Annotated in this window: 20 protein-coding genes and 1 pseudogene; 15 read left to right on the forward strand and 6 right to left on the reverse strand. The window is 70.0% G+C overall.

The genetic code is table 11. The features are described 5' to 3' along the window. Positions 1-43 precede the first annotated feature (43 nt). Entirely contained in the window at positions 44-178 is a 135-nt protein-coding gene (locus OG206_RS22220) for a hypothetical protein (protein WP_327118773.1), read from the forward strand. A 285-nt stretch (positions 179-463) separates the two neighbouring features. Here OG206_RS22220 and OG206_RS32630 read toward each other — a convergent pair whose 3' ends face one another. Beyond that, positions 464-784, reverse strand: a complete 321-nt coding sequence (locus OG206_RS32630; RefSeq protein WP_442805883.1) for a transposase — start codon at positions 782-784, stop codon at positions 464-466. A gap of 186 nt (positions 785-970) precedes the next feature. Here OG206_RS32630 and OG206_RS22225 point away from each other — a divergent pair, with 186 nt between their 5' ends. Beyond that, complete coding sequence (locus tag OG206_RS22225) at positions 971-1,171, forward strand: helix-turn-helix domain-containing protein (protein WP_327118775.1); 201 nt, start codon at positions 971-973, stop codon at positions 1,169-1,171. 151 nt (positions 1,172-1,322) lie between these two features. On the opposite strand, the gene OG206_RS22230 is transcribed toward OG206_RS22225, so the two are convergent. Then, positions 1,323-2,240 carry a hypothetical protein gene (locus tag OG206_RS22230; protein WP_327118777.1) on the reverse strand — a complete coding sequence of 306 codons (918 nt, stop codon included), beginning with the start codon at positions 2,238-2,240 and terminating at the stop codon, positions 1,323-1,325. 188 nt (positions 2,241-2,428) lie between these two features. Here OG206_RS22230 and OG206_RS22235 point away from each other — a divergent pair. Together OG206_RS22235 and OG206_RS22240 are read left to right on the forward strand one after the other, a co-directional pair. After that, a pseudogene (locus tag OG206_RS22235) lies at positions 2,429-3,040 on the forward strand (ComEC/Rec2 family competence protein); the annotation flags it as partial. Positions 3,041-3,151: 111 nt separating this feature from the next. Further along, the gene (locus OG206_RS22240; protein ID WP_327118779.1) at positions 3,152-3,997 is read left to right on the forward strand and encodes an arylamine N-acetyltransferase family protein; all 846 of its coding nucleotides are present in this window, start codon (positions 3,152-3,154) and stop codon (positions 3,995-3,997) included. Positions 3,998-4,025: 28 nt separating this feature from the next. Here the strand turns inward: OG206_RS22240 and OG206_RS22245 are convergent, their stop codons facing one another. Then, complete coding sequence (locus tag OG206_RS22245; RefSeq protein WP_327118781.1) at positions 4,026-4,271, reverse strand: hypothetical protein; 246 nt, start codon at positions 4,269-4,271, stop codon at positions 4,026-4,028. A gap of 102 nt (positions 4,272-4,373) precedes the next feature. Here OG206_RS22245 and holA point away from each other — a divergent pair, with 102 nt between their 5' ends. After that, complete coding sequence (holA, locus tag OG206_RS22250; RefSeq protein WP_327118783.1) at positions 4,374-5,363, forward strand: DNA polymerase III subunit delta; 990 nt, start codon at positions 4,374-4,376, stop codon at positions 5,361-5,363. Positions 5,364-5,691: 328 nt separating this feature from the next. On the opposite strand, the gene rpsT is transcribed toward holA, so the two are convergent. Then, on the reverse strand, positions 5,692-5,958 hold the full coding sequence (gene rpsT / locus OG206_RS22255) for a 30S ribosomal protein S20 (RefSeq protein WP_014156344.1): 267 nt from the start codon (positions 5,956-5,958) through the stop codon (positions 5,692-5,694). Between the two features lie 215 nt (positions 5,959-6,173). On the opposite strand from rpsT, the gene lepA reads away from it, so the two are divergent. The 4 genes from lepA to hemW all read left to right on the forward strand — a co-directional run bounded on the left by lepA (position 6,174) and on the right by hemW (position 13,618). Beyond that, entirely contained in the window at positions 6,174-8,048 is a 1,875-nt protein-coding gene (gene lepA, locus OG206_RS22260) for a translation elongation factor 4 (RefSeq protein ID WP_327118790.1), read from the forward strand. A 314-nt stretch (positions 8,049-8,362) separates the two neighbouring features. Then, entirely contained in the window at positions 8,363-10,252 is a 1,890-nt protein-coding gene (locus OG206_RS22265; protein WP_327118792.1) for an AMP-dependent synthetase/ligase, read from the forward strand. A gap of 173 nt (positions 10,253-10,425) precedes the next feature. Next, positions 10,426-12,327 (forward strand): ATP-binding SpoIIE family protein phosphatase, encoded by a 1,902-nt coding sequence (locus OG206_RS22270; RefSeq protein ID WP_327118794.1) that lies wholly within the window; start codon positions 10,426-10,428, stop codon positions 12,325-12,327. A gap of 58 nt (positions 12,328-12,385) precedes the next feature. Further along, positions 12,386-13,618 carry a radical SAM family heme chaperone HemW gene (gene hemW / locus OG206_RS22275; protein WP_327118796.1) on the forward strand — a complete coding sequence of 411 codons (1,233 nt, stop codon included), beginning with the start codon at positions 12,386-12,388 and terminating at the stop codon, positions 13,616-13,618. 46 nt (positions 13,619-13,664) lie between these two features. On the opposite strand, the gene OG206_RS22280 is transcribed toward hemW, so the two are convergent. Continuing rightward, positions 13,665-14,483 (reverse strand): DUF3097 domain-containing protein, encoded by an 819-nt coding sequence (locus OG206_RS22280; RefSeq protein WP_327118798.1) that lies wholly within the window; start codon positions 14,481-14,483, stop codon positions 13,665-13,667. Positions 14,484-14,508: 25 nt separating this feature from the next. Beyond that, complete coding sequence (locus OG206_RS22285) at positions 14,509-15,231, reverse strand: MBL fold metallo-hydrolase (RefSeq protein WP_327118800.1); 723 nt, start codon at positions 15,229-15,231, stop codon at positions 14,509-14,511. Positions 15,232-15,395: 164 nt separating this feature from the next. On the opposite strand from OG206_RS22285, the gene hrcA reads away from it, so the two are divergent. From hrcA to OG206_RS22315, 6 genes are all read left to right on the forward strand, one after another. Beyond that, entirely contained in the window at positions 15,396-16,412 is a 1,017-nt protein-coding gene (hrcA, locus tag OG206_RS22290) for a heat-inducible transcriptional repressor HrcA (protein WP_327118802.1), read from the forward strand. Beyond that, positions 16,413-17,552: a molecular chaperone DnaJ gene (gene dnaJ, locus OG206_RS22295; RefSeq protein ID WP_327118804.1), complete on the forward strand. Its 1,140-nt coding sequence runs from the start codon at positions 16,413-16,415 to the stop codon at positions 17,550-17,552. 123 nt (positions 17,553-17,675) lie between these two features. Then, positions 17,676-18,749 (forward strand): nitronate monooxygenase, encoded by a 1,074-nt coding sequence (locus OG206_RS22300; RefSeq protein WP_327118806.1) that lies wholly within the window; start codon positions 17,676-17,678, stop codon positions 18,747-18,749. Next, a complete protein-coding gene (locus OG206_RS22305; protein WP_327118808.1) occupies positions 18,746-19,492 on the forward strand; it encodes a 16S rRNA (uracil(1498)-N(3))-methyltransferase in 747 nt (248 codons plus the stop codon). The genes OG206_RS22300 and OG206_RS22305 overlap by 4 nt, the downstream gene beginning before the upstream one ends. 100 nt (positions 19,493-19,592) lie before the next feature. Further along, a complete protein-coding gene (locus OG206_RS22310; protein ID WP_327118810.1) occupies positions 19,593-19,952 on the forward strand; it encodes a histidine triad nucleotide-binding protein in 360 nt (119 codons plus the stop codon). Positions 19,953-20,186: 234 nt separating this feature from the next. Next, positions 20,187-21,095 (forward strand): ribonuclease Z, encoded by a 909-nt coding sequence (locus tag OG206_RS22315; RefSeq protein ID WP_327118812.1) that lies wholly within the window; start codon positions 20,187-20,189, stop codon positions 21,093-21,095. Positions 21,096-21,105 lie beyond the last annotated feature (10 nt).

Below are 21,105 nucleotides of genomic sequence, written 5' to 3' on the forward strand. Positions count from 1 at the left end.
CTGCGGTCCGATGGGCTCTCGACAACGCAGAAGGGACACCAGAATGTCGGAGTACGAGCAGGGGCAGGAGCGCGCGCTGGAGAGGAGCCTCAGCTGGGCCGCGTGGCGGAAGGTCGCGCTGCGGCTGGGATTGCGGCTGGTGCTGGAGCTGGTGTTCTGGCACCTGCGGAACATGTGAGCCGTCCGCGTGCCGTTGCTGAGATCTGACTGCAAGCTCAGCAACGGCGCCCGCGTCTAAACGAGTCCGCAGTGGTGGTCAAGTCGACTGCGCGACGTGTTCGGAAACGATCTTCAAGCAGGGGAAGTCGGCGCACATCTACCTCGTCGTCAACTATGAGACTGGGGCGCCAATTCGGAACACCATGCGGTCAGCCGGCCCATGAATTGTTGGGCGAGATCTTGCTTAGCGAATTCGCCTAATTGCTCTAGTCCTTGAATGTGAAGATGCCTATCGGGGAAGCAGTCAGGTATGATTTATTGCATTTAGGTCAGAGGCGAACATCGTTGCCGCCGCCTTTAGCACGGTGTTCTTGCGTCGTAGTTCCATGATCTCTTTTTGTAGAAGACGGATGAGCTCCGCGTCGGTGATTTGAGATGCAGTGCCACCCCGGCCTTCTGTCTGAGCCTTTCTCACCCAATGCCGCAAAGCTTCGGGATGAATGCCTAGGAGCTCTCCCACCTCCTGTACCACTCCTGAACGGTCTGGTGATCTTTCCCTCATCTCAAGAACCAGTTGCACCCCGCGTTCGATGACTTCCTGTGGATACTTGCGGTGAGCGGGCATACGTTAATCACTCCGCAGCTGATAGTAGGACTGCATCCGACTCGGTCGCTAACAAGTGCTAGCCACTCAGGCCAGAAGCAACACTGATTATGCACAGCTGTTCATGGCGGTCAAGCGGGTGCCGCTGTTCGAGTCAGTGGTGTGCCAGTACCGGATCACCCAAGCCCTGCCCTCCATAGCTTTGGTATGCATTTGCGTAAGTTGCGTGAGGAGCAAGGGCTCACGCTGGAAGAGCTAGCGGATAGGAGCGCAATGAGCTTCCGGGGTGTGGTCTACATCGAGCATGGGCGCCGCAATCCGAGCTTGACTACAATCCTCAGCTTGTCGAGGGGGCTCCAGATTTCCCCGTCGTCGCTCCTAAGCGTCTTCGATGAGCCGAGCGAGTGACAATGCCTAGGTTTGGTCCCATCGATAAAATGGGGCCGACCAGCAGCTGACCGCCCGCCGCTGAGGTCGCCGCCCGGCTCACCGCGACAATCAGATGCTGCGGGCTGAGTGCCAAAAGGCTAAATCATTGCGTCCCGGCGTCGCGTGGAGTTTAGCCAGGGAGTTCCCAGTCGAATGTCCGAGGATCTCCATGGATTGAACTCAGTCCGAGGGGCGAAATCAGCCATGCTTTGGTTAGAACGCCGGGCCAGTCTTGGGTGATTTCAAAAAGCAATTGTCTGAGGATTAGCGGCGGAAGGTCAAACACCGGCTCCGGTTTTCCCTTCTTCCCGCGCATCGGTCGGCTATCGAGCAGGAGTCCGATGGGTTTATCCGGTGCGACCGCGCGCACGCGGGCAAGCTGTCTTTTGAGCTTGCTTTCCATCGCGCGCCCCACGCTGCTACGCATTTCTCCCACGTTGCAAGACCAGCCTTGACCATCGCGCGACACGTGTCCAGACCAGCCTGCTGTTAGATCATCGAAGGCGATGGTGACCCGGTGGTCGGCATCAGGGGCTTCGCAGAAGTCGATGGTGGGCAGGGGGAACGGCCCCTGCGGAGGTCTTCTGAGGTCGACAAAGGGCTTGCCTCGCTCGACCGCTTTGCTGGCCATTTCCACCACGCGACGATAAAGGCGATCACGCTCCTTCTTGCTCGCACCCATCCATGGCCCAGCACTGATCGATACCCAAAGGCCGCCGCCCGGTGCTTCCGCTGCCAGATCTTTAAGAAGATCGATCAGCTCGTGGGCGACGGTATCCTGCGTCGCAATGCGAAGAGGGTTCTCCTGCGGTGATGGCACCACGGTGTGATCGACGAATCCGGCGACGCCGTTGATCTTGATTTCCGCGTCGACGGGAATCGCTGGAGAATACCTATATGTGCATTCCTGTCGCTCGGGGCTTCCTATCAGCTCAGCCAACAACCCCTGAAACCGCAGACCAGCGATCAGGGAAGCGAAGGCCGTCAGCTCCCGCGGCTTGTCAATCATCAGCCGCAGAACGGACTCTGTTGCGTCGTCCGTGTTCATCGCCACTCCTACCTGCTGGACACCATTCCAGCGGCCTGTTGCGCAACGCCGAAGTCTCACTCTTCCGCGTGGATCTCGGGCAGGAAGCCTAACTCTCACCGCCGTGAGACCGAGCGGCAAGAAGCCCCATTGCCAGCCTGGTTGAGTCAACGAGTGGCACTCTCATGAGAGTGCACGACGGTGGAGAACACGTGCACGCCGACCACGTACGCGGTCTCCCGGGCGTGCTGCGGGGCCGCGAGGTCGGCGCGATCCAGACGACGGTGCTCGACGAACCACCCGAGCAGGCCGCCTTCGTGAAGCGGACGGCCGCGGCGGCCCACATCCCGCTGGTCCGGGCCGCTCCGGGTGAGCGGCGCAGGGCAGGCCCGGTCGACTGGCAGGTGCTGTGGCCCGCCGCGGCCGGGCGGGGCGCGCTGCCGGCTCCGGTGACCGAGGAGCCGAACGACTCCAGTGTCACGCTCCTGGTCCGGTCGGGAGGGCTGACCCTGCTGCTGCTCGGTGACCTCGAACCCCCTTCCCAGCAGGGGGTGTTGCGTGCCTTTCCGGCGCTACCACGGGTGGACGTTCTCAAGGTCGCGCACCACGGCTCCGCACATCAGGACTCCGCCCTGCTGCGCAGCGCCCGCCCTCGGCTCGCCCTCATCAGCTGCGGCGTGGACAACCCGTACGGGCATCCCGCCGCCCGCACGCTCGAAGCGCTCGAAGCGACGGGGGCGGAGATCCTGCGGACCGACAGGGACGGTCCGATCGCGGTCACGGGAAGCGGTAGGGGGCTTGCTGCGGCGGCTCGGTCATGAACGGGAAAAAAGGGCACGGGTTCCGGTGCGTGGGCCGGTGACCGGCAAGACGAAAGCCTCCAGGTCCACCGGCTCATGGCGCCACCCCGCGCACGAGGGCAGACTTCCGTCATGGACGAATCCCCCGGGACCACCCAAGGACCGCCCGGGGCGGCCCCCGCCCTCGCCGGAGCGCGTGTGGACGCCTACCTGGAGCGCATCGGAGTCGCACGCCCCTCCCGGGCCGACGCGCCCGCTCTGCGGGAACTGCAGCGCCGCCATCTCATGACCGTGCCCTTCGAGAACCTGTCCATCCATGTGGGCCAGGACATCGCCCTGGAGGAGGAGAGGCTCGTCGACAAGATCGTCACGCACCGCCGGGGCGGCTTCTGTTACGAACTCAACGGCGCTTTCGCCGCACTGCTGCGCGGCCTGGGCTTCCGGGTCACGCTGCTCCAGGCCCGGGTCTTCGGCGACGGAGGGCGCCTCGGTATTCCGTACGACCACGTCGCGCTGCGGGTGGAGACGGAGGACGGTACGGGCCCGTGGCTCGCCGATGTGGGGTTCGGCGACCATGCCGTGAAACCGCTGGCCCTCGACTCCCGCGCGGAGCAGGAGGACACGAGCGGAAGATTTCGCTTCAGGGAGGCACCGCGAGGAGACCTCGACCTGTTGCGGGACGGTTCCCGGCAGTTCCGTCTCGATCTGCGACCGCGTGCACTCTCGGATTTCCGGGCTGGTTCCTGGTACCACCGCACCTCGCCCGAGTCCCACTTCACCCGGTCCGTCGTCTGCTCGCGGCTGACCGAGGACGGACGGGTGACACTTCGCGGCCGTACCCTCATCTCCACCGTGCGCGGGAAACGTCGTACGGAGGAGCTGGCGACCGACGAGGACGTACTCCTGGCCTATCTCGATCAGTTCGGAATGGTGCTGGATCAGGTGCCGGAAGCGCGTGCGGCGGCCCTGAGGGAGTGACATACGCGGCATCTGCCGATACTCCGGGCTACGGAGTCTCCAGCCAGCCCTCGTACTCCGCGGCGAAGGTATCGAGTGCCGCGGAGTCCAGCCGTCCTGCCGGGTCCTCGACGACCACCAGCCACTGGGCGTCCTCGGCGTCGTCCTCCCCGGCCAGTGCGTCCCGGACGAGCTGGGGCTCCTCGGTGACCGGGAACCGGTCGGGCAGCTCCTCGGCGACCGCCTCGGCCGAATCCCGGTCGGGCAGTACCAGTACGTGTCTCACATCGCTCACCCGGCCATTCTCCGGTACGCACCGGACTGCCCTGAGCGCCTGCAGCCGCCGGAAGCCGCTTACACGTATCGATGTCGGTGGCGCGTGGGATGCTGGAGCGCGATGGCCACCAGACGCAGTTCCACCGACGACCCGCTCGCTCCCGTCACGCTCGCCGTGGGCCAGGAGGACCTGCTCCTGGACCGCGCCGTGCAGCACGTGGTGGCGGCGGCCCGCGCCTCCGACGCCGACACGGACGTCCGCGATCTCAGCCCGGACCAGCTGCAGCCCGGCACTCTCGCCGAACTGACCAGTCCTTCGCTCTTCGCCGAGCGCAAGGTCGTGATCGTGCGCGACTCCCAGGACCTCTCCGCCGACACCGTGAAGGACGTCAAGGCGTACATGGGGGCTCCTGCCGAGGAGATCACCCTCGTGCTCCTGCACGCGGGCGGAGCCAAGGGCAAGGGGCTGCTGGACGCGGCGCGGAAGGCCGGGGCGCGCGAGGTGGCGTGCCCCAAGACCACCAAGCCGGCCGAGCGGCTGTCCTTCGTCCGTTCGGAGTTCCGTGCGCTCGGTCGCTCCGCGACGCCCGAAGCATGCCAGGCGCTGGTGGATTCCATCGGCAGCGACCTGCGGGAGCTCGCGAGCGCCGCCTCGCAGCTCGTCGCGGATGTCGAGGGGACCATCGACGAGGCCGTCGTCGGGCGCTACTACACGGGCCGTGCCGAGGCATCGTCCTTCACCGTCGCCGACCGGGCGGTCGAGGGCCGCGCCGCGGAGGCACTGGAGGCGCTGCGCTGGTCGCTGTCGACCGGTGTCGCCCCCGTCCTGATCACGAGTGCTCTCGCTCAGGGGGTCCGGGCGATCGGCAAGCTCTCCTCCGCCCGCGGCGGGCGGCCCGCGGATCTCGCCCGTGAGCTCGGTATGCCGCCGTGGAAGATCGACCGGGTACGTCAGCAGATGCGGGGATGGACTCCGGACGGTGTCGCCGCGGCACTGATCGCGGTCGCGGCGGCCGACGCGGGGGTCAAAGGTGGTGGCGACGACCCTGAGTACGCCTTGGAGAAAGCCGTGGTCGCCATCGCCCGCGCGGCCCGCTCCGGCGGCCGCTGAGCGGCCCCGTACCCAGCCGCCCCCGTACCCAGCGCCCTCGTCGAGCCGAGCCGCCCAGCAGCACTCTCGCCGAGTCCAGCGCCCCCGCCGAGCCCAGAGGGCCCCCCAACGCCGGCGCCAAAGCGCCGCGCAGCGCCCAGGGCTCCCGCCCCACGCACGCGCGAAGGCCCCGGCCGTCGTCCTGGGGAGGACTTCGGCCGGGGCCTTCGGTCAAAGCACGGTGCGCCGCACCCGCGTGGCGAACGCAGGTTCGGTGTGCGGCGCGGGGTGCCGGTCAGGAGCGGGAGAGAGGGCCCGCTGATTCCGTTCCGGCGATCACATCAGTAGCTCAGCCCTGGAGGGCGGCAACCTTGAGAGCCAGCGCCGACTTCTTGTTGGCGGCGGCGTTCTTGTGGATGACACCCTTCGAGACAGCCTTGTCGAGCTGGCGCGACGCGTCACGGACGGCCACAGTGGCCTTCTCGACGTCACCGGCAGCGGCAGCCTCACGGGCCTTGCGGATCGAGGTCTTGAGCGAGGACTTGACGGCCTTGTTGCGCAGGCGCGCCTTCTCGTTCGTCTTGTTCCGCTTGATCTGGGACTTGATGTTCGCCACGAAAGAGCCTTTTCAGGTTCGTTGGATCTTCTATGTGCGCCACGCCGCTTCTGAGGGCCACGAGGCACAGCTGCCCACGGTAGCAGTCACCCTCGGACCGGCCCAAACCGGTTCCGGTCCCGCAGGCGTGGGAGCATGGAGGCTACGTATCGATCCGTCCGACCCGACATCGACCCGAGACACGGCGTTCGGCGTCTCAAGAATCAGGACCCTGCGTGCCCGCGACTCCTACCAACGTGCCCGAGCCGAGCCGTACCGACCCGGCGCTGATCCGCAACTTCTGCATCATCGCGCACATCGACCACGGCAAGTCGACGCTTGCCGACCGGATGCTCCAGCTGACCGGAGTGGTCGATCAGCGGCAGATGCGCGCTCAGTATCTCGACCGGATGGACATCGAGCGCGAGCGCGGCATCACCATCAAGTCCCAGGCGGTCCGTCTCCCGTGGGCGCCCACCGAGGGCGAGGGCAAGGGCTCGACCCACATCCTCAACATGATCGACACCCCGGGCCACGTGGACTTCACCTACGAGGTATCCCGCTCCCTGGCCGCCTGCGAGGGCACGGTGCTGCTGGTCGACGCCGCCCAGGGCATCGAGGCGCAGACGCTCGCCAACCTCTACCTGGCGATGGAGAACGACCTCACCATCGTCCCGGTGCTCAACAAGATCGACCTGCCGGCCGCCCAGCCGGAGAAGTTCTCCGAGGAGCTGGCCAACCTCATCGGCTGCCAGCCCGAGGACGTGCTCAAGGTCTCCGCGAAGACCGGTGTCGGAGTGGACGCCCTGCTCGACCGCGTGGTCAGGGACGTCCCCGCCCCCGTCGGCCTGGCGGACGAGGCGGCCCGCGCGATGATCTTCGACTCGGTCTACGACCCCTACCGCGGAGTCGTCACCTACGTCAGGGTCGTCGACGGCCAGCTCAACAAGCGCGAGCGCATCAAGATGATGTCGACCGGCGCCACCCACGAGCTGCTGGAGATCGGTGTCTCCTCCCCGGAGATGACCCCGTCCGACGGCATCGGCGTCGGTGAGGTCGGCTACATCATCACCGGCGTGAAGGACGTCCGGCAGTCCAAGGTCGGTGACACCATCACCTCCCTGAACAAGGGGGCGACCGAGGCGCTGGGCGGCTACAAGGACCCCAAGCCGATGGTGTTCTCCGGCCTGTACCCGCTGGACGGCTCGGACTACCCGGACCTGCGCGAGGCCCTGGACAAGCTCCAGCTCAACGACGCCGCCCTCGTGTACGAGCCGGAGACCTCGGCCGCGCTCGGCTTCGGCTTCCGCGTCGGGTTCCTCGGCCTGCTCCACCTCGACGTGGTCCGCGAGCGCCTCGAGCGCGAGTTCGGCCTGGAGCTCATCGCCACCGCCCCGAACGTGGTGTACCGCGTGGAGATGGAGGACGGCTCGGAGCACGTCGTCACCAACCCGAGCGAGTTCCCCGAGGGCAAGATCGACAAGGTGCACGAGCCGGTCGTGAGGGCCACGGTCCTCGCGCCCAGCGAGTTCATCGGCGCGATCATGGAGCTCTGCCAGAACAGGCGCGGCACCCTGCTCGGCATGGACTACCTCTCCGAGGACCGGGTCGAGATCCGCTACACCCTGCCGCTCGCCGAGATCGTCTTCGACTTCTTCGACCAGCTGAAGTCCAAGACCCGCGGTTACGCCTCCCTGGACTACGAGCCCACCGGCGAGCAGTCCGCCCAGCTGGTCAAGGTCGACATCCTGCTGCACGGCGACAAGGTCGACGCGTTCTCCGCGGTCACGCACAAGGACAAGGCCTACGCCTACGGGGTCCGCCTCGTGGCCAAGCTGCAGAAGCTCATCCCCCGGCAGAACTTCGAGGTGCCGATCCAGGCGGCCATCGGCTCCCGGGTCATCGCCCGTGAGACCGTCCGCGCGATCCGCAAGGACGTCCTCGCCAAGTGCTACGGCGGTGACATCTCCCGTAAGCGGAAGCTGCTGGAGAAGCAGAAGGAAGGCAAGAAGCGGATGAAGATGGTCGGCAACGTGGAGGTGCCGCAGGACGCGTTCATCTCCGTGCTGTCGACCGACGAGTCCGCGGGCGAGGGCAAGGCGAAGAAGTAACCCCTGTCACACCCGGCCCTGGCGTCACCAGGAGCGCGCCCCGGTGGTCACCGGGAGCGCGACGACCTGGAAGTACCCGGGAGTAGCCCAACTGGCCCCTGTGCCGCGGACGTCCGCGGCACAGGGGCCAGGTTCGTTATGAAGCGGCGGCCTGTTGCCCCTTACGCCAGGGTCCCGCGCGCTCTACTCTGATCACCACCCGTTAGTTACTCGCCAGTTAAACAAGCAGGCCGAGCGGGAACGAGAAGCAGGAATACAAGCAGCAGCAGCCCCAAGAAACCGGTCGTAGCAATGCCGCAGGCCCGGAGGACGTCGTGAGCGACACACAGACCCTGATCGACAGCCGGCCGCCCTCCGTGGCGTCCCTCTTCATCGACCGCGTGGCGGCCACCCCGCAGGGGGAGGCCTACCGCTACCCGGTGCCCGCCGCCTCGGGCGAGGGCCCGGACGACTGGAAGTCGCTGACCTGGGCGCAGGCCGCCGAGCGGGTCCACGCCATCGCGGCCGGGCTGATCGGGCTCGGCGTCCTGCCGGAGGAGCGGGTCGCGCTGGCGTCCTCCACCCGCGTCGAGTGGATCCTCGCGGACCTCGGCGTGATGTGCGCGGGCGCGGCCACGACGACGATCTATCCGTCCACGAACACCGAGGAGTCCGCCTTCATCCTGGCCGACTCCGACAGCCGTGTCCTGATCGCCGAGGACGCCGCCCAGCTGGCGAAGGCCAGGGAGAGCAGGGCCGGGCTGCCCGCTCTCGCCCATGTCGTGGTCATCGACCCGGCGGGCGTCGACCCCGTCGAGGGCGACCCCGAGGGCTGGGTCCTCACCCTGGCCGAGCTCGAGGCCAGAGGCGCCGAACACCTGGTCAAGAACCCGGACGCGATCACCGACCGCGTCGCCGCCATCACCCCTGACCAGCTGGCGACCCTCATCTACACCTCGGGCACCACCGGCCGCCCCAAGGGCGTACGGCTGCCGCACGACAACTGGTCGTACATGGCGAAGGCGACCGTGGCCACCGGCCTGATCACCGCGGACGACGTCCAGTACCTCTGGCTGCCGCTCGCGCACGTCTTCGGCAAGGTGCTCACCTCCGGTCAGATCGAGGTCGGCCACGTCACGGCGGTCGACGGACGCGTCGACAAGATCATCGAGAATCTGCCGGTCGTCCGGCCCACCTACATGGCGGCCGTGCCCCGGATCTTCGAGAAGGTCTACAACGGGGTCGCGGCCAAGGCACGGGCCGGCGGTGGCGCCAAGTACAAGATCTTCCAGTGGGCGGCGGGCGTCGCCCGCGAGTACGCGACGGTGTCGCAGGACAACTTCCGCCGCACCGGCAGGGCCTCCGTGCCCTTCGCGCTGGGCGCCAAGCACAAGGTGGCGGACGCCCTCGTCTTCGCGAAGCTCCGCGAGGCCTTCGGCGGCCGGCTCCGTGCCTGCGTCTCCGGTTCGGCCGCGCTCGCCCCCGACATCGGTCTCTTCTTCTCCGGTGCCGGGATCCACATCCTGGAGGGCTACGGCCTCACCGAGTCCAGCGCCGCCTCCTTCGTCAACCCCGGCGAGGCCTACCGCACCGGGACCGTCGGCAAGCCGCTCCCCGGCACCGAGGTCCGCATCGCGGACGACGGCGAGATCCTGCTGCGCGGTCCCGGCCTGATGGAGGGCTACCACCGGCTGCCCGAGAAGACCGCCGAGGTGCTGGAGTCCGACGGCTGGTTCCACACCGGTGACATCGGCGAGCTGTCCCAGGACGGCTACCTGCGGATCACCGACCGCAAGAAGGACCTGATCAAGACCTCCGGCGGCAAGTACATCGCCCCCGCGGAGGTCGAGGGACAGTTCAAGGCAGTGTGCCCGTTCGTGTCCAACATCCTGGTGCACGGCGCCGACCGGAACTTCTGCACCGCCCTCATCGCCCTCGACGAGCCGACCATCCTCGGCTGGGCCGAGGAGAACGGCCTGGGCGGCAAGCCGTACGCCGACGTCGTCGCGTCCCCGCAGGCCGTGGAGCTCGTCCAGGGCTACGTGACGCGCCTCAACGAGGGCCTGCAGCGCTGGCAGACCATCAAGCAGTTCCGGCTGCTGCCGCGCGACCTCGACATCGAGCACGGTGAGCTCACCCCCAGCCTCAAGCTGAAGCGGCCGGTCGTCGAGCGCGAGTACCAGGACCTCATCGACGACATGTACGCGGGCTCCCGCGAGAAGTGAGCCGGGTTCGGTGAGCCGGACAGGGCCCGGTGGACGCGGAGGCGTCCACCGGCCCCTGTCCCGTTGCCGCCCGACTCGGGCGACTTCCGTCACTCGGCGCTTATGGGCACGGCCGGTCTGTCACTCTGTCGTAGAACGTCAGCGGCGTTCGCGAGACTGTCAGGAGCCGCACCGTGGGGCCCATTCCCTTGCAGCGGGACATCGTGCACCGTCCCGCAACCGTCGTCGCCGGTCAGGGCGACGACCCGCGTCCGGTCGCGCACACGAGCCTGCCGGGTATCCCGCAGGCCTCGTCCGCGGCCCGCAGGTTCGTCCGCGCCGCGCTCGCCGACTGGAGCGGGCTCGGTCTGCCGAACACCGGCGAGTTCGGCGAGCGGCTCACCGACGACGCGCTGACCGTGGCCAGCGAACTGGTCACCAACGCCGTCGTGCACGCCGGTACGACGGTCGAGCTGCTCATCCGGCTGGAGGACTCGGCCGGACCCGAGCCGCTCGCGCTCGTGCTGGAGATCACCGACCACCACCCGGCACGTTCGGTGCGCGACGGCCGAACCGAGCGGCCCGATCCGGCCGAATACGGCCGTGGGCTGCAGCTGGTCGCCACCCTCGCCGAGTCCTGGGGCATCACCTACCGCACCGGCCTCAAGACCGTCTGGGCCCGCCTGCCCGGTGACGACCGGTTCGGGCTGCCCGACGCCCCGCCCGCCGGAGAGGCGGCCTCCCGGCCGCGCCCGCGTCCGGCCGGGAGCCTCGCCCCCGCGGGCGGGAGGCCGGAGCGCGACGACGCCGGCTGGGCGGGCCGCGGAGGGCCCTCGTTCCTCGCCGAGGCGTCCGGCATGCTCGCGGGCCAGCTCGACGAGAACCTGGTCGCCGCGACCGCGGGCCCGCTCCTGGTGCCCCGGCTCGCGGACTGGTGCGCCATATGGCTGGAGAGCGAGAGCGGCGGCCCGGGTGCCGTGCCCCGGCTCGCCGGGGTCTGGCACAGCGACGAGGCCCGCACGGCGCTGCTGCGCCCCGCGCTGGAGAAGGAACCGCTCCGGCTGCCCGGCAGCGTCGGCACCGGCCCCGTGCCCATGCCCTGGCCCGGCAGCGCCACGGCGGAGCGTGAGAGCGTCACCGGAGCCGCCCTGGCGCACCGCATCGTCTCGGGCGGGCGGACGCTCGGCGCGGTCCTCGTGGGACGCGAGGGCGTCGACCACATCCCCGACGAGGTCGTCGCCCTCCTCGCGGACTTCGTACGCCGTGTCGGCCTCGCCGTGGGCGCCGCCCGCGCCTACACCCGCCAGGCCACCATCAGCCGCATCCTGCAGCGCGGCCTGCTGCCCAGCAAGGTCGCCGAGATACCCGGCGTCACCAGTGCCCTGGTGTACGAGCCGGGGGACGACGGTGTCGTCGGCGGGGACTTCTACGACCTCTTCCCGTGTCCCGGCGGCCGCTGGTGCTTCGTCCTCGGTGACGTCCAGGGCAGCGGCCCCGAGGCCGCCGTCGTCACCGGGCTCGCCCGTCCCTGGCTCCGCCTGCTCTCCCGGGAGGGCTTCCGCGTCGGCGAGGTCCTCGACCGGCTCAACCGGCTCCTCCTCGACGACGCGATGGAGGCGGCCGAAGCCGCCGCCCTCATGGTCGCGGCGGCGGGCGGCCAGCAGATCCAGGACGGCCCCCAGTCCCGTTTCCTCTCCCTGCTGTACGGCGACCTGGTGCCGCTCCCGGACGGCAGCGTGCGCTGCACCGTGGCCAGCGCCGGTCATCCGCTGCCGCTGCTGCTGCGCCCCGACGGATCCGTACGCCCGGCGGCGGAGCCGCAGGTGCTGCTCGGGGTCGTCGAGGACGTGGCGTACGACAGCCAGACCTTCGACCTGGCGCCGGGCGAGAGTCTGCTCTGCGTCACGGACGGGGTCACGGAGCGGCGTTCGGGGCGGTTGATGTTCGACGACGGCGACGGTCTCGCACGGGTGCTGGCGGACTGCGCGGGGCTCTCCGCCGCCGGGATAGCCGACCGGATCAAGCGGGCCGTCCACACCTTCGCCGAGCGCCCGCCGGACGACGACCTCGCCCTGATGGTGATCCAGGTGGACTGAGACCGGGCCCACAGTCAGGCGTGCCGGGGAGCTCCGGCGGCGAGTGACAATGGACGGTATGCCTTCCGTACTGCCCGATGGTGAGCCCGTGCCCGACGACGGGGCGCTGCCCCGCCACGCCCTGGAAGGCGCAGCCGACCGGCCGCTCGGCTTCTACCTGCACGTGCCCTACTGCGCCACCCGCTGCGGCTACTGCGACTTCAACACGTACACCGCGACCGAGCTGCGGGGCTCCGGCGGTGCCCTCGCCTCCCGGGACAACTACGCGGCCCATCTCGTCGAGGAGGTCCGCCAGGCGCGCAAGGTGCTCGGCGACGACCCCCGCCCCGTCCGCACGGTCTTCGTCGGCGGCGGAACCCCGACGCTGCTGCCCGCCGCCGACCTCGTCAGGATGCTCGCCGCGATCCGTGAGGAGTTCGGCCTCGCCGAGGACGCCGAGATCACCACGGAGGCCAACCCGGAGTCCGTGGACCCGGCGTATCTGACGGCCCTGCGCGAGGGCGGCTTCAACCGTGTGTCCTTCGGCATGCAGAGCGCCCGGCAGCACGTCCTGAAGATCCTGGACCGCACGCACACGCCGGGCAGGCCGGAGGCCTGCGTCGCCGAGGCGCGGGAAGCCGGTTTCGAGCACGTCAACCTCGACCTGATCTACGGCACCCCCGGCGAGTCCGACGACGACTGGCGGGCCTCTCTCGACGCGGCGATCGGTGCCGGGCCCGACCATGTGTCGGCGTACGCGCTGATCGTGGAGGAGGGCACCCAGCTGGCGCGCCGCATCCGCCGGGGCGAGGTCCCGATGACGGACGACGACGTCCACGCCGACCGCTACCTGATCGCGGACGAGGCGATGGCGGCGGCGGGTTTCTCCTGGTACGAGGTGTCGAACTGGGCCCGGACCCCCGAGGGCCGCTGCCTGCACAACGAGCTGTACTGGCGCGGCGCGGACTGGTGGGGCGCAGGGCCCGGGGCGCACAGCCACGTCGGCGGAGTGCGCTGGTGGAACGTCAAGCACCCCGGAGCGTACGCGCAGGCCCTGGCGGAGGGCCGTTCGCCCGGCGCGGGCCGCGAGGTCCTGGGCGACGAGGACCGGCGGGTCGAACGCATCCTGCTGGAACTGCGGCTCGTCGAGGGCTGCCCGCTGTCGCTGCTGGCCCCCGCGGGCCTCGCGGCGGCCGGCCGCGCCGTCGCGGACGGGCTGCTGGAGCCAGGACCGTACGCCGAGGGGCGCGCGGTCCTGACGCTGCGGGGCCGCCTGCTGGCCGACGCCGTGGTGCGGGACCTGGTGGACTGAGAGCGGGGCCCGGCCGCTTCCCGCGGCCGGTCCCCGCCGGGACGGGTCAGCCGGGCAGGGTGACGAAGTCGATCAGCTCCTCGACCCGGCCCAGCAACTGCGGCTCCAGGTCCTTGTAGGAGGCGACCCTGGACAGGATGTGCTGCCAGGCCGCGCCGGTGTTCGCGGGCCAGCCCAGCGCACGGCACACGCCCGTCTTCCAGTCCTGGCCCCGCGGAACGACGGGCCACCCGGGGATGCCCACGGACGAGGGCTTCACGGCCTCCCAGACGTCGATGTACGGGTGTCCCACCACGAGCACGTTCGCGTCCGTGACCTGTGCGGCGATCCGGGACTCCTTGGAGCCCGGCACGAGATGGTCGACCAGCACACCCAGCCGTGCGTCGGGGCCGGGTGCGAACTCGCGCACGATCGCGGGGAGGTCGTCGATCCCCTCCAGGTACTCCACCACCACGCCCTCGATGCGCAGGTCGTCGCCCCAGACGCGCTCGACGAGCTCCGCGTCGTGCCGCCCCTCGACGTAGATGCGCCCCGCCCGCGCCACCCGTGCCCGGGCGCCCGGCACCGCAACCGAACCCGACGCCGTCCGGGAAGGACCTGCCGGACCGCCCGCCGACGGGCGTACGAGGGTGACCACCCTGCCCTCCAGCAGGAAGCCGCGCTGCACCATCGGGAACACCCGGTGCTTGCCGAAGCGGTCCTCCAGCGTCACCGTCGGCCCCTCGGCGGTCTTCTCGCACCGGATCACCGCCCCGCAGAAACCGGTCACGGCCTCCTCGACGACCAGATCGGGTTCGGCGGGGACCTCGGGGGCGGGGGAGGACCTCTTCCACGGCGGGGTCAGGTCCGGCTGGTAGCTGCGCATGGCACGACGATAAGCGGGGGCCCTTTCACGACACGCAGAACCGGGCGGCTAGCCGGTCGCGCTGGGCGCGCACGAACGCCGCGTCCACCACCGCCCCGTGCCCCGGAACGTACAGCGCGTCCTCGCCGCCCAGCTCCAGCAGCCGGTCGAGCGCCGCCGGCCAGTGCGAGGGAACCGCGTCGCGGCCCGCCTGCGGTTCGCCGGACTCCTCGACCAGATCCCCGCAGAGCACCACGACCGGCGAGCCCGGCACCAGCACCGCGAGATCGTGCCCGGTGTGGCCGGGTCCCACGTTGGCCAGCAGCACCTGGAGTCCGCCGCCGAGGTCCAGCGTCCACTCACCGCTGACCTGATGCCGCGGAGCCACCAGCGCGTCCGCGGCCGCCGTCGCGTCCCGCTCGCTCATCCCGTGCTGCACCGCGTCCGCGCGCAGCGCGTCCGCGCCACGCCCCAGCAGCTCCGCCGTGCCGACGGCGCCGTAGACCTCCGCACCGGCGAAGGCGGCGGTCCCCAGGACATGGTCGAAGTGGGGATGGCTCAGTGCGATATGCGTCACCCTCCGGCCCAGCAGGGCCTCTGCCTGCGCCCGTACCTCCGCCCCTTCGCGGAGCGTCGAACCGGTGTCGTGGAGCAGCACGGAGTCCGCCCCCGCCACCAGGGTGACGGTCGCGTCCCAGACGGGGAGGCGCCGGCGCCCGATACCGTTGCCCAACCGCTCCCAGCCGAACTCTTCCCAAGAGGCGTCCATAGGACGACGCTATCGGCATCGACCTGCGCGGTCCCAGGACGGACCGGCCGGTCGGCCTTGCCCCGGGCCCGCCCCACCCCCGTACACTGACCGGGGGATAGCTGGCACTCGAACGCGCAGAGTGCCAGGCAGACACCGGAGAACAACAGCTGGAGGTGTGCGCGGTGCTCAGCGAACGCAGACTCGAAGTGCTGCGCGCCATCGTCCAGGACTATGTCGGCACCGAGGAGCCGGTCGGTTCCAAGGCGCTCACGGAACGGCACAGCCTGGGGGTCTCCCCGGCCACCGTCCGTAACGACATGGCGGTGCTGGAGGACGAGGGCTTCATCGCCCAGCCGCACACCAGTGCGGGGCGTATTCCGACGGACAAGGGCTACCGCCTCTTCGTCGACCGACTCGCGGGCGTCAAGCCCCTGTCGTCGCCGGAGCGCAGGGCCATCCAGAACTTCCTCGACGGCGCCGTCGACCTCGACGACGTCGTGGGCCGCACGGTGCGGCTGCTCGCACAGCTGACCAGACAGGTCGCCGTCGTGCAGTACCCCTCACTGACCCGTTCGACGGTGCGGCACGTGGAACTGCTGTCCCTGGCCCCCGCCAGGCTGATGCTCGTGCTGATCACGGACACGGGCCGGGTCGAACAGCGTATGATCGACTGCCCTGCTCCGTTCGGTGACACGTCACTGGCCGATCTGCGGGCCCGGCTCAACAGCCGGGTCGTGGGGCGGCGGTTCGCGGACGTCCCGCAGCTGGTGCAGGATCTGCCGGAGTCGTTCGAGAGCGAGGACCGGGGAACCGTGTCGACGGTGCTCTCCGTCCTCCTCGAGACTCTGGTCGAGGAAACGGAGGAGCGGCTGATCATCGGCGGCACCTCCAACCTCACCCGCTTCGGACACGACTTCCCTGTGATGATCCGGCCGGTGCTGGAGGCATTGGAGGAGCAGGTCGTGCTGCTGAAGCTGCTCGGTGAGGCAACGGATTCGGGCATGACCGTACGGATCGGGCACGAGAACGCCCACGAGGGCCTCAACGCCACGTCCGTCGTCGCGGTCGGCTACGGTTCGGGCGACGAGGCAGTCGCCAAACTCGGCGTGGTCGGACCGACCCGCATGGACTACCCCGGAACGATGGGAGCGGTACGCGCAGTGGCACGTTACGTCGGACAGATCCTGGCGGAGTCGTAAGTGGCCACGGACTACTACGCCGTACTCGGCGTGCGCCGCGACGCATCTCAGGACGAGATCAAGAAGGCATTCCGTCGGCTCGCCCGCGAGCTGCACCCGGATGTCAACCCGGATCCGAAGACCCAGGAGCGGTTCAAGGAGATCAACGCCGCTTACGAGGTGCTGTCGGACCCGCAGAAGAAGCAGGTCTACGACCTCGGCGGCGATCCGCTGTCCTCCTCGGGCGGCGGTGGCGGCGCGGGAGGCTTCGGGGCCGGCGGCTTCGGCAACTTCAGCGACATCATGGACGCGTTCTTCGGCACGGCGTCGCAGCGCGGACCCCGTTCGCGCACCCGCCGCGGCCAGGACGCGATGATCCGGCTGGAGATCGACCTCTCCGAGGCGGCCTTCGGCACGACCAAGGACCTCCAGGTCGACACCGCGGTCGTCTGCACGACCTGCAGTGGCGAAGGAGCCGCACCCGGCACCTCCGCGCAGACCTGTGACATGTGCCGCGGCCGCGGTGAGGTCTCCCAGGTCACCAGGTCCTTCCTCGGCCAGGTCATGACCTCGCGTCCCTGCCCGCAGTGTCAGGGCTTCGGCACGGTCGTACCGACCCCTTGCCCCGAGTGCGCGGGGGACGGCCGTATCCGATCCCGCCGCACGCTCACGGTGAAGATCCCGGCGGGTGTCGACAACGGCACCCGGATCCAGCTCGCGGGCGAGGGGGAGGTCGGCCCCGGCGGCGGCCCGGCCGGCGACCTGTACGTCGAGATCCACGAGCTGGCGCACCCGGTGTTCCAGCGGCGCGGTGACGACCTGCACTGCACGGTCACCATCCCGATGACGGCGGCGGCGCTCGGCACTCAGGTGCCGCTGGAGACGCTGGACGGCCTGGAGGAGATCGACATCAGGCCGGGCACCCAGTCCGGCCAGTCGGTCCCGCTGCACGGGCGCGGCATCACGCACCTGCGCGGCAACGGCCGCGGCGACCTCATCGTGCACGTCGAGGTCATGACCCCGACGAAGATGGACCCCGAGCAGGAGCGCCTCCTGCGGGAGCTGTCCAAGCTGCGCGGCGAGGAGAGGCCCACCGGCCAGTTCCAGCCAGGACAGCAGGGGCTCTTCTCCCGTCTGAAGGATGCCTTCAACGGCCGCTGACCCCTTTCACCGCACCGCCCGCCGGTTCCTCACCGGCGGGCGGTGCGGTGTTTCCACGACAGCCCGCGCGCACCGCGGAACGACTGATTCGGCACGGTTCACCGGACGTGGCACGATGCGGTCATGTCCTTGGCCCTGACCGATCTCTGCCGGTACCCGATCGTGCAGGCCCCCATGGCGGGCGGCGCGTCCCGCCCCGGACTGGTGGCCGCCGTGGCGGAGGCCGGGGGGCTCGGTTTCCTCGCCGCCGGCTACAAGACCGCGGACGGGATGTACGAGGAGATCCGGGAGATGCGGAGGGCGAGCGCCCGGCCCTTCGGCGTGAACCTCTTCATACCGCAGCCCTCGGTCGCCGACCCGAGCACCGTCGAGGTCTACCGTCATCAGCTCGCGGGCGAGGCCGCCTGGTACGAGACCCCGCTCGGTGACCCGGACGCCTGCGGCGACGACGGCTACGAGGCCAAGGTGGCGATCCTCCTCGAGGACCCGGTGCCCGTCGTCTCCTTCACCTTCGGCTGCCCGGCGCGCGAGGTCCTCGAAGCCTTCGCCGCCGTCGGCACGCTCACCGTCGTCACCGTCACCTCGGCCCAGGAGGCACGGAACGCCCGGTGGGCGGGGGCAGATGCCCTCTGCGTCCAGGGCGTCGAGGCGGGCGGCCACCAGTCCACGCACCACGACGACCCGCAGGGCGGTCTCGCCGGCACCGGCCTGCTCTCCCTGATCGCCCAGGTCCGAGAATCCGTGGCGTTGCCCCTCGTCGCGACCGGCGGACTGATGCGCGGCTCCCAGATCACGGCGGTCCTCGCGGCGGGCGCGGACGCGGCACAGCTCGGCACGGCGTTCCTGCCCTGCCCGGAGTCCGGCGCGCACCCGCTGCACAAACAGGCCCTGACCGACCCGCTGTTCGTGACCACGGCCCTGACCCGCGCGTTCTCCGGACGGCCCGCGCGCGGACTGGTCAACCGCTTCGTGCGGGAGCACGGGCGTTACGCCCCCGCCGCCTACCCGCAGGTCCACCAGGTGACCAGCCCGCTGCGCGGTGCGGCCGCCAGGACGGGCGACGCCCAGGGCATGGCCCTGTGGGCGGGGCAGGGGCACCGGATGGCCCGAGAGATGCCCGCGGGAGAGCTCGTCGGGCTGCTCGCCGCAGAAATGGAAGCCGCGCGTGCGGCAGTGAACGTGAGGAGTGCCCCGTGACGGCACCGGTCTTCGTCGTCGAACACCTCCCCAGTGGGTCGGAGTTCGTCCTGGACGGCCCCGAGGGACGGCACGCCGTCTCCGTGAAACGGCTGAATCCCGGGGAGGACGTCGTCCTCACCGACGGCCGCGGTCACTGGGCCGAGGGCGTCGTGCGCGCGGCCGAGGGCAAGGACCGGCTCGTCGTCTCCGGCCTCGCGCGCGTCCACGAGGAGCCGGAGCCCACGCCCCGCATCACCGTCGTCCAGGCGCTCCCCAAGGGCGACCGCGGGGAGCTCGCGGTGGAGACGATGACCGAGACCGGCGTCGACGTGATCGTGCCCTGGCAGGCGGCCCGGTGCATCACGCAGTGGAAGGGCGACCGGGGGCTCAAATCCCTGACGAAGTGGCGCGCCACGGCGCGGGAGGCCGGCAAGCAGTCCCGCCGGGTGCGCTTCCCGGAGGTCACCGACCTCATGACGACCAGGCAGGTCGCCGCTTTCCTCGCCGGGGCCGACTTCGCCGGGGTTCTGCACGAGGACCGGGACTCCGGCAGTGAGCCGCTCGCGACCGCCGTACTTCCCGGGGAGGGCGGCATCGTGCTGGTCGTCGGGCCGGAGGGCGGCGTGTCCCCCCAGGAGTTGGCGGCCTTCGCGGAGGCGGGCGCGCCCGCCTACCGCCTCGGGCCCAGCGTGCTGCGCACCTCCACGGCCGGTACGGCGGCCGCCGCCCTGTTGATGGGGCGCACCGGGCGCTGGGGCTGACGCCCGGCCGTCCCCGCGGAGCCACCCACGCCGCTCCGGTGCGGCCGGATAGCATGCCGGTGTACTGATCACGAGACCGAACGACCGAGGGGACCGGGCCATGGCGGGAGAGCCGCAGACCGACTGCCTGTTCTGCAAGATCGTGACAGGGGACATCCCGGCCACCGTCGTCCGCGAGAGCGATACGACCATCGCCTTCCGCGACATAAACCCCCAGGCACCCACGCACGTCCTGGTCATCCCCAAAGCGCACTACCCGGACGCCGCCACGCTCGCGTCCGCCGAGCCGCAGATCGCGGCGGACGTGCTGCGTGAAGCCGGCCTGGTCGCGGCGGACGAGAAGCTCACCGAATCGGGCTACCGCGTCGTCCTCAACACCGGTGCCGGCGCCGGACAGACCGTCTTCCACGCGCACGCCCACGTCCTGGGCGGACGCGGGATGCAGTGGCCCCCCGGCTAGCGACCACGCCGCGAGGCGCGGTGCCAGGGCCCGCGAGCCCAGCATGATCCGAACGAGAGGCCCAGGTCCTCCCGTACGGACCGCGCCGGGGCGGGCGCTCCCGCACGCGGCGCCGGCGGCGGCCGGGGCCCCGGCCGGCTGACGCCGCTCGGTCCGCGCCCTGCCCATCGGGGCGCACGGCGGAGGTCCCGGCGCCCGATCCGCCCCGATCCGACGAACGACCCCGGAAGCGACGTGTCCGTAAGAGAACTCGTGGTCCTCGGCACCGCCAGCCAGGTCCCCACCCGCCACCGCAACCACAACGGCTATCTGCTGCGGTGGGACGGTGAAGGCATCCTCTTCGACCCGGGGGAGGGAACGCAGCGCCAGATGCTGCGGGCGGGTGTCGCCGCGCACGACATCGACCGGATCTGTGTCACCCACTTCCACGGCGACCACGCGCTGGGCCTCGCCGGTGTGATCCAGCGGATCAACCTCGACCAGGTCCCGCACCCCGTCACCGCCCACTTCCCGGCGAGCGGACAGCACTTCTTCGACCGGCTGCGGTACTCGACCGCCTACCGCGAGTCCGTCGAGCTTGCGGAGGTCCCCGTGGCCGCCGACGGAGTCCTCGCGACCACGGCGGCGTACACCCTCGACAGCCGCCGGCTCTCGCACCCGGTCGAGTCCTTCGGATACCGCCTCACCGAACCCGACCGGCGGCGCATGCTGCCCGGGAAGCTGGCCGAGCACGGCATCGCGGGGCCGGACGTGGGACGCATCCAGCGGGACGGCGTCCTGCGCGGCATCACCCTGGAGGACGTCTCGGAGGAGCGACGCGGACAGCGCTTCGCCTTCGTCATGGACACCCGGCTCTGCGACGGCGCGTTCGCGCTCGCGGAGGAATGCGACATGCTGGTCATCGAGTCGACGTTCCTCGACGAGGACGGCCGGCTCGCCGCCGACCACGGCCACCTCACCGCGGGACAGGCGGCGCGCGTGGCGAAGGAGTCGGGCGTACGGCACCTCGTGCTGACGCACTTCTCCCAGCGTTACAGCGACCCCGACGTCTTCGAACAACAGGCCAGGGCAGCCGGCTTCGAAGGCGGACTGACCATCGCCCAGGACCTCATCAGGGTTCCCGTACCCACCCGCCACCAGTAACGAGATCACC

It is taken from the genome of Streptomyces sp. NBC_01341 (genome assembly GCF_035946055.1).
Classification (GTDB): Bacteria; Actinomycetota; Actinomycetes; order Streptomycetales; family Streptomycetaceae; genus Streptomyces.

Coding starts and splice junctions, on each gene's coding strand:
- holA (WP_327118783.1), top strand. CDS start 4,374: ATGGCCACCAGACGCAGTTCCACCGACGACCCGCTCGCTCCCGTCACG.
- hemW (WP_327118796.1), top strand. CDS start 12,386: ATGCCTTCCGTACTGCCCGATGGTGAGCCCGTGCCCGACGACGGGGCG.
- OG206_RS22225 (WP_327118775.1), top strand. CDS start 971: ATGCATTTGCGTAAGTTGCGTGAGGAGCAAGGGCTCACGCTGGAAGAG.
- OG206_RS22280 (WP_327118798.1), bottom strand. CDS start 14,483: ATGCGCAGCTACCAGCCGGACCTGACCCCGCCGTGGAAGAGGTCCTCC.
- OG206_RS32630 (WP_442805883.1), bottom strand. CDS start 784: ATGCCCGCTCACCGCAAGTATCCACAGGAAGTCATCGAACGCGGGGTG.
- OG206_RS22300 (WP_327118806.1), top strand. CDS start 17,676: ATGTCCTTGGCCCTGACCGATCTCTGCCGGTACCCGATCGTGCAGGCC.
- OG206_RS22220 (WP_327118773.1), top strand. CDS start 44: ATGTCGGAGTACGAGCAGGGGCAGGAGCGCGCGCTGGAGAGGAGCCTC.
- OG206_RS22310 (WP_327118810.1), top strand. CDS start 19,593: ATGGCGGGAGAGCCGCAGACCGACTGCCTGTTCTGCAAGATCGTGACA.
- OG206_RS22230 (WP_327118777.1), bottom strand. CDS start 2,240: ATGAACACGGACGACGCAACAGAGTCCGTTCTGCGGCTGATGATTGAC.
- OG206_RS22285 (WP_327118800.1), bottom strand. CDS start 15,231: ATGGACGCCTCTTGGGAAGAGTTCGGCTGGGAGCGGTTGGGCAACGGT.
- OG206_RS22240 (WP_327118779.1), top strand. CDS start 3,152: ATGGACGAATCCCCCGGGACCACCCAAGGACCGCCCGGGGCGGCCCCC.